Here is a 6,919-nt window from a genome sequence, read left to right on the forward strand (position 1 = left end):
GGTTGTCTCGGACGATGCTCACGCGGGCGGTCTTCGACAGGTCCGTCCGCGACAACCCACTGCCAGAGACCTTGCCCAGGGTGTGGTGGGTGTGCGGTCCGCCAGCCGGGGCCGCTTGGTTGTGAGCACTGTCGGCGGCGGGGATGTTGTGGGGGAGCGTCCCTTCGGACTGGGCGGGCTGTGCGACCGGCCCGGCCGGCTCTTCATCCGCAACGGCATCGGTCATGGCGTCTGTCTCCTTCGTGGGCTCTGGTTCGTCGGGCGCGGCCAGCAGGGACAGGTGGGAGCGGCTGGCCGTGGTCGTGCCCACGGCTCCTGGGCCGAATCGGCGCTCCTCCGGGTTCGGGACATGCGCCCACGCGCCCTCGGCCTGAACAGGGGGCTCCACGGCGGTGGTCATCGTCGCGGTCAGCTGCCGGTAGGCCTCGTCCGTCACCCGCTGTAGCACGACCTCCGTCTCCAGAACCTCCAGGCCCTGCGGCTCGGTGGATCCGGCGTCCAACACCTCGGCGTCCGGGAAGAGGTCGCGAGCGCCGTCGGCGGGAAGGACAGCGGCGATCCGCTGCCCGCAGGCCTTACCCATCAGATCTGCGAACGCGTACAGCTCCTCGGCGCTCGGCACGACCGCACACACCAGCAGCCACGGCTGGGGCGGCTCACCGCCCTCGTGCTCCGCCTGATGGGCCTCGATCAGCACCCGGGCCAGATCCTCCGTCGCGGCGGGCAGACCGGGACTGAACATCACCCGCGACTGCGGCAGCAGCTCCTGCAGTTCCAGGCCGAAGCCACACGTCATCACCTCGATGTGATCGGCCCACACCGCCGTACCGGCCTCCATGGCGATCCCTCGGGCCACCTCCCGCACCTGCTGGTCCGTGCCGTCCAGCAGCAGCACCCCGCTGAAGGGCAAATGGGCGAGCAGCAGAGCGCCGTCGGTATCGGCACCGATCGTGGTCAGCCCCGGGTAGGGGGCGGGAACAGTGCTGGCCTGTTGGGCGGTCAGTAGAGAGGCGCGGTCGGCTCGCAAACCCCACCAGCCGCCGGGTCGGTCGGTGAACGGGCTCAGTGCCTCGGTGTCCTCGTCGTCGACGCGGATCTCCACCCGGGCGGCGGCGACCTTCGCGCCACGGATGACGGGCAGCGCGTCCGGATGCTGGTGGGCGAGGGTGCGCAGTGCGCGGTCCAGCAGCTCCACGGACGCGGGGGAGGAGATGCGGTCCAGGGCCTGCTCGGCTTGGCTGGTCTCCTCCGGCATCGCGATGGTCTCGCCGGGCTGGCGGTGGCGCTGCTGCTCGCGGCGGCGCCACGCGATGACACTCAGCAGTGCCGCTCCGAGGATGGCGGCGATCCCGGCGACGGTCTGCTGCGCCGGGATCGCCGCGTCATCGCCGGTGGCAGCCGGTGGCGGGGTGGTGTCGGCCTTGTCCGGGGCCTGGCTGGTGGGGGTGGTCTGCCCGGGGTCAGTCTGCGGGTTAGCCATGGACGGGGCGTGGCTGGGCGCCTGGGGCTGGGTACTTGGGGGCGCTGTCGGGGCTGATGGTGGGGTGGCCGCGGGTGGGCGCGGCGGAGCCTCGGTGGGCGCCGGGACGACGGGGGAGGGCTTGGCAGCGAGTGGCGGAGCGTCAGGTGTGGCGGTGGCGGGGATGACGATGACCTCGCCGGGGAGGAGCCGGTCCGGATCGGTGAGGTGGCTGCCGTCGGGCTGCACCCGATCCCGGGTCGCCTCCAGCAGCTTCGGGAACAGGTTGCCGTCACCGAGCTCGTCCTGGGCGATCTGGGACAGGGTGTCGCCGGGCTGAACGACGACGAGGTGCTCGCCCGTTGCCGGTGCCTCGGCGGTGGCCGGTAGCCGCAGCAGCCAGCCGGGCTGCAAATCCAGGATGTTGCCGGTCATGAGGGTGCCGTCGCTCTGACGGATTCCGTCGTTGACGCCGGCGATCTCGTGCCAGCGGGTACCGGATCCGAGGTAGTGCTCGGCCAGGTCCCACAAGGTGTCACCGGTGCGGACCTGGTGGATGCGGCCGGTCCACGCCTGTGCACTGGAGGTGGCGGGTGCGGTGGCCGCCTGGGTGGCGCCGGTCTGGTGGAGACCGGTAGTAGTGCTGACGCTGACCGCGCCGGTCGTGGGCGAGGCGGCGAACGCCGCGCTGGCGGGCAGGAGCAGCACCACGCCGGCGACCAGGGACGAGGCCAGGCGCTGGGTGGCGCCGAGGACCCGGATCCGGGGCGCCTTGCGGTGGCGCAGAACTGCGCCCGCTTCCATGACGACGGAGGAGACGAAGGACAGCCAGGCAGCCCAGCCGATCAGCGTGAGCGCGCCCAGGAACAGCGTGCCGTCGTCGGGTAAGGACAGCGCGGTGGTGACGTCGTGCCAAGACGTGATACCGGCGGGCAGCACGCCGGTGCGCAGCAGCAGCAGCGGTACGCCGATCAGCAGGGCGAGCAGCGCGATGAGGGCGGCGAGGCCGCGCGCGGCGTCGGCGAGGCGGGAGGTGGTTCGGCGGGGCATAGGGGGTCAGCCTCCCTGGACGATCAGCTTGGCGCTGGCGTGGCCGGTGACGGCCGCAGTGCCGGGCCAGGACACCGGTGTGTAGATCTCGGTGACGTCGACGACGATGCTGCCGTCGCCACCCCAGCTCACGGTGCCGGTGACGCCGGCGTGGGCAAGGTAGGCGGTGGCGGCGCGCTGGGCTGCTTCCCGGTCGATGGTGATGCCGTCGCCGGAGATCGCCTGGCCGGTGTTGACGGTGTCGGCTCCGGCTCGGGCGGCCTCCTGCGCGCTGGCCTGGGCGTGGTTGAGGGCGCGCAGTTTGCCACCGCCGTCCACGACCAGCGCGATGACGAGGAAGACGCAGACCATGGCCACGGCGACGAACAGCGTGATGCTGCCCTCCTCGGGGTGGCCGCGGCGGGCTCGCAGGCGGGCGATGGCGCCGGTCATGACGTGGTGAGTCTTCCTCGGTAGGGGTCGATCGGGGACGTGAACGTTGCGGTGATCGCCTTGCTGCCAGGGAATCCGGGGATCAGGAGATCCGACAGGCACAGCTGGCAGGTGACGGTCACCGTCACGTTGGCGGGGGCGCCGAGCGCGGCCGTGAATCCGCCCGTGGGCACGTCCACCGTCAGTGAGGAGCAGCGCAGGCCCTGCTCCTGCAGGGTCTGCTGGGCGATCCGGGTCCCCTCGCTGCGGGCGGTGCTGCCATCACGCTCAAGGGACGCGGCCCGGGCCGCGTTGCGGGCTGCGGCGTCCACGGTGTTGTCGGCGATGTGGATCCGGCCAGCGGCTATGGCCACCAGGAGGGCGGTCAGCAGGACGGGGGCCAGGATCGCGGTTTCCAGGCTGAGACTGCCCCGATCGGCTCGGCGCCCCATCGGCGGGCGGATCACGGCAACCTGGCCAGGCGCTCGCGGGCGGCACTCGCATGCTGGTGGATGCTCAGGCTCAGCCCGGGGATCCACGTTTCCACCCGGCCGCTCACGTCAATACGCACTGTGTCGCCGTCACTGCCGCTGACGCTGCGCCCGGTGATGCTATGGCCGGCGCGGTCCAGGAAGTCGTTGGTCACGGTGAGGCCCTGGTCGAGGGCGGCGCCCTGGACACGTGCAGTGTCGACGCCGCGCTGGGCGGCCGACAGAGCGACGTTGCGGGCGTGGAACCAGAAGCAGACGGTGATGACGAGGAAGATCAGGGACAGGACCACGGGGAAGATGACGGCCAGTTCGAGGGACAGCGCACCGCTGTCCCTCGAACCAGCCTTGGTCACCCGGTGGTGGGCCCAGGAGTGCAGGTGGCGCAGGTGATGCAACGCTTCCTCCTGGAGGCGGTGGATACGGGTCGGCAAAGCGGTGACGGGGCGTCGGCTACTTGATCTGGCCTTCCTTCTCGGTCAGCTTGTTGAGGAGGAAGGCGCCCAGTCCCAGTGCCATTGCGACCAGGAAGCCGATCAGGACGGCCGCCTCGATGGACACAGCACCTGCATCTCCCTTCGCGCCGCGGAGCCGGGCGGCGCGCAGACGCAGTTGCAGGGCCAGGTAGGTGAGCAGCGGGTCGTTCGACATGGGGATTCCCCTCCAGGTAGGTCAGGCGGCCAGGATCCGCGCGATGGCGGGATAGCCGATATAGACGGACATGAGGATCACAAGGGCCGTCACGGGGACGATCATCTTTTCGGAGGCTGCGTTCGCCTCGGTTTGAGCGTCCGTCAGCAGCACGCCGCGCAGGCTCCGGGCCTGGGCCTGCAGAGTGGAGTAGACGGCCGCGCCCTCCTCGCCGGCGAGGGCCATGATGTCGGCCGGTGCCCCGAGCTCCGGGACGCCGATCTCCTCACTCAGCTGCTTGAGGCCTTCCCAGGGCGGAATGCCGGCGAGTTCGGCGCGCGTCAGCGCGTCCCTGAGGCGGGAGAACACCCAGCCCTCGCCGACATCGGCGGCCTTGCGCAGCGCTTCGCTGGGCCCGGCGTCGGCAGCACGCTCCAGGCAGACGAGTTCGAGGTAGGAGGCGACGGCGAAGCGGAACTCCCGCCGGGCCGCTGCCGCTTCCCCACGCACGTTGATGTCGGGGAAGAAGGAGAACAGCACGGCCAGGGCGAGCGCGGCCAGCGCGGGGACCGTGATCGGCAGAGAGGAGCCGGCCAGAGTGACCGCGGTGACCGTAAGGGCCGGCAGCAGCAGACCGACGAACGCATACCCGATCTTCGTGCCGACGTGCTGGGCGGGGGTTCGGCCCAGCAGGTCGAGTTCCTGCCGGGGCAGACGGATCACGTCCTCCCCGACCTGGGCCAGCAGGCGAGCACCCAGCCGCTCCAGAAGGGAGTCGGCCTCCGCAACAGCGCGCGGCTGCAGATTCTGCAGACGGCTGGCATCCAGCCGGCGCAGCAGGTCACCCAAATCCGCGCGCGGGCGGGTCAGGCCCGCTGCGGCGACGACCACGCCGATGCCGCACACCGCGCCCGAGACGATCGCCGGAGCAGAGAGGATCACGACGGCACCCCCTCCGTGGTGCGGTCCAGCTCGGTCGCTGCGGGCGCGAGGAACCGGGGGGCGGGCTTGGCCACAGACATCCGGCGCATCCACACCATGACGATGACGAAGAAAGCCGCCAGGCCCACGAGGAGGAACTGGCCGGTTGCGGTGCTGTACGGCTCGACGTAGGAGCCGGAGAACATCGAGAGGGCGAAAACGGCCAGACAGAACAGGCCCACCCAGCGCATGTTGGTCCTCGGCTTCTCCCTGTCGGCCTCCACCTTGCGGCGCATCAGCACCTCCTCCGCCAGCTGGGCGGCCAGTCCCTTGAGCGCCGTGCTCAGTCCGGCGCCGTGGTCCTGCACGTGCGTGATCATCAGGGCTGCGACGCTGTCGGCCGACGCGTCGTTCAGCTCGTCCGCGAACGCCCAGTAGGCAGCTTGCGCCCGCCACCCGGAAGCCAGCCGGGCCGTCAGACGGGTGAGCTGCGGGGTGATCGTCTTCGGGGCGCTGCGCAGACTGCTGGCCACCGCCTGCTCCAGGGCGACACCAGCGGTGTGGATGTCGCTCAAGCGCCGCACCCACTCCTCCAGGGCCTCCAGGCGCTGGATCTGGGCCTTGCTGCCGCGGCCGGGCTGCACTATCCACGGCAGGCCTAGGACGGCGGCGGCCGACAGCAGTCCACCCATTAGCCAGGAGGTGAACAGCCAGACCAGCAGGCCCAGGACGACAGCGCCGACCAGCAGGGACCGGTGGTCGGCCCAGACCGTCGGCGGCCCGGTGCCGTCCGGGCGGCTGACCGCGCCGCGAAGCGTGCGCTCCAGCCGACTCTGCGGGCGGGCGCGGGTCGACGCCTGGGTGCCGATGAGACCGAAGGTGGCCAGCAGCAGGCCCGCAACGGCGAGCACACCGCCGACGCCAGCGAACAGCGCTTGGGGGGAGAGGGTCACAGCCGCGTCACCGCCTGCAGCGGCTGCTCCCAGGCGCCCCAGGGCTGGCGCAGCAGCGCCCGGTTGAAGCCGACGCGGTCCAGGTCCTCGATGCACTGTGGGGCCATGAGCGGGACCGCGCGCGGCTCGCGGCGTTGCCCCTCCTCCCGCGGTCCGAAGACGACCTGGCGGGAGGGGCGGCCACCTTCGCCGACGCCGGTCACCTCCACGATCTGCGAGACGAAGCGGTGGCGGGATCCGCCGATCGCGGTCTCATCGACCAGGCGGACGTAGACGATGACGTCGATGGCGTTCGCGATCAGCCGGTAGGCGAGGGCGTCGGTCATCTGCGTGCCCTCGTCCTGCATGGCGAGCATGACGAGGCGTTCGATGGCCATCTCTGCGGAGCGGGCGTGCACAGTGCACATCGACCCGCCCTCGCCTTCGTTCATCGCGTGGAGCATCGGCAGGACTTCCTTGCCGCGGACCTCGCCGACGATCACCCGGCGCAGCGACATGCGCAGCGACTGGGCGAACAGGTCGGTCAGGGTGATCTCGCCGGCGGCCCGGCCGTCCGGGGCGCGCTCGCCGTTGCCCTCACGGCCCTCGAACGCCACCACGGTCGGGCCTTCGGGGTCCTCATGCAGCCACAGCTCGTATTCGCCCTCCAGGGTCCCCACCCGCTCGGAGGCGGGGATCTCCCGGGCCATCGCACGCATCAACGAGGTTTTGCCGACTCCCTGCGACCCGGCAACGACGATGTTCTTGCGGGCCAGGACCAGCGACTTAAGGAACTGAGCCAGCGTCGAGTCGATCGTTCCCCACCTCCGCAGGGCCTCCAGGCCGTGCGAGCGGGTGCGGTGACGGCGGATCACGATCTCCGGCCGCGGGGTGACCCAGGCCGTGGCCGCGAGCCGGGAGCCGTCGGCCAATCTAGTGCTGCACCGCGTTGATTCGTTGAGGGTCATGCGGCCTTGAGCGGTGTGCCGTCGTAGGTCCAGCGGTAGGGCTTGGCGGTCGTGTTGTGC

The 6,919-nt window shown here is 71.0% G+C and carries 8 protein-coding genes; all 8 read right to left on the reverse strand.

Annotation, left to right across the window (positions count from 1 at the left end; translation table 11 throughout):
- A partial coding sequence (locus tag P3T39_RS36875; RefSeq protein WP_280703692.1) for a LysM peptidoglycan-binding domain-containing protein occupies positions 1–2,509 on the reverse strand: 2,509 nt, incomplete at its 3' end.
- A 6-nt stretch (positions 2,510–2,515) separates the two neighbouring features.
- Positions 2,516–2,941, reverse strand: a complete 426-nt coding sequence (locus P3T39_RS36880; RefSeq protein ID WP_280703693.1) for a pilus assembly protein TadG-related protein — start codon at positions 2,939–2,941, stop codon at positions 2,516–2,518.
- Positions 2,938–3,372: a TadE/TadG family type IV pilus assembly protein gene (locus P3T39_RS36885; protein ID WP_280703694.1), complete on the reverse strand. Its 435-nt coding sequence runs from the start codon at positions 3,370–3,372 to the stop codon at positions 2,938–2,940. Before P3T39_RS36885 ends, P3T39_RS36880 begins: the two co-directional genes overlap by 4 nt.
- An 11-nt stretch (positions 3,373–3,383) precedes the next feature.
- Complete coding sequence (locus P3T39_RS36890) at positions 3,384–3,806, reverse strand: pilus assembly protein (protein ID WP_280703695.1); 423 nt, start codon at positions 3,804–3,806, stop codon at positions 3,384–3,386.
- A gap of 55 nt (positions 3,807–3,861) precedes the next feature.
- On the reverse strand, positions 3,862–4,059 hold the full coding sequence (locus tag P3T39_RS36895) for a hypothetical protein (RefSeq protein WP_280703696.1): 198 nt from the start codon (positions 4,057–4,059) through the stop codon (positions 3,862–3,864).
- A 21-nt stretch (positions 4,060–4,080) separates the two neighbouring features.
- Positions 4,081–4,944, reverse strand: a complete 864-nt coding sequence (locus P3T39_RS36900) for a type II secretion system F family protein (RefSeq protein WP_280703697.1) — start codon at positions 4,942–4,944, stop codon at positions 4,081–4,083.
- 32 nt (positions 4,945–4,976) lie between these two features.
- Entirely contained in the window at positions 4,977–5,912 is a 936-nt protein-coding gene (locus P3T39_RS36905; RefSeq protein WP_280703698.1) for a type II secretion system F family protein, read from the reverse strand.
- Positions 5,909–6,919, reverse strand: a 1,011-nt coding sequence (locus tag P3T39_RS36910; protein WP_280703699.1) for a CpaF/VirB11 family protein, incomplete at its 5' end; no start/stop codon positions are given. The genes P3T39_RS36910 and P3T39_RS36905, both read right to left, overlap by 4 nt.

It is taken from the genome of Kitasatospora sp. GP82 (assembly GCF_029892105.1).
GTDB lineage: Bacteria > Actinomycetota > Actinomycetes > Streptomycetales > Streptomycetaceae > Kitasatospora.

Excerpts from the sequence above, each read along its gene's own strand:
- P3T39_RS36880 (WP_280703693.1), bottom strand. The coding sequence starts at position 2,941 with ATGACCGGCGCCATCGCCCGCCTGCGAGCCCGCCGCGGCCACCCCGAG.
- P3T39_RS36895 (WP_280703696.1), bottom strand. The coding sequence starts at position 4,059 with ATGTCGAACGACCCGCTGCTCACCTACCTGGCCCTGCAACTGCGTCTG.
- P3T39_RS36885 (WP_280703694.1), bottom strand. The coding sequence starts at position 3,372 with ATGGGGCGCCGAGCCGATCGGGGCAGTCTCAGCCTGGAAACCGCGATC.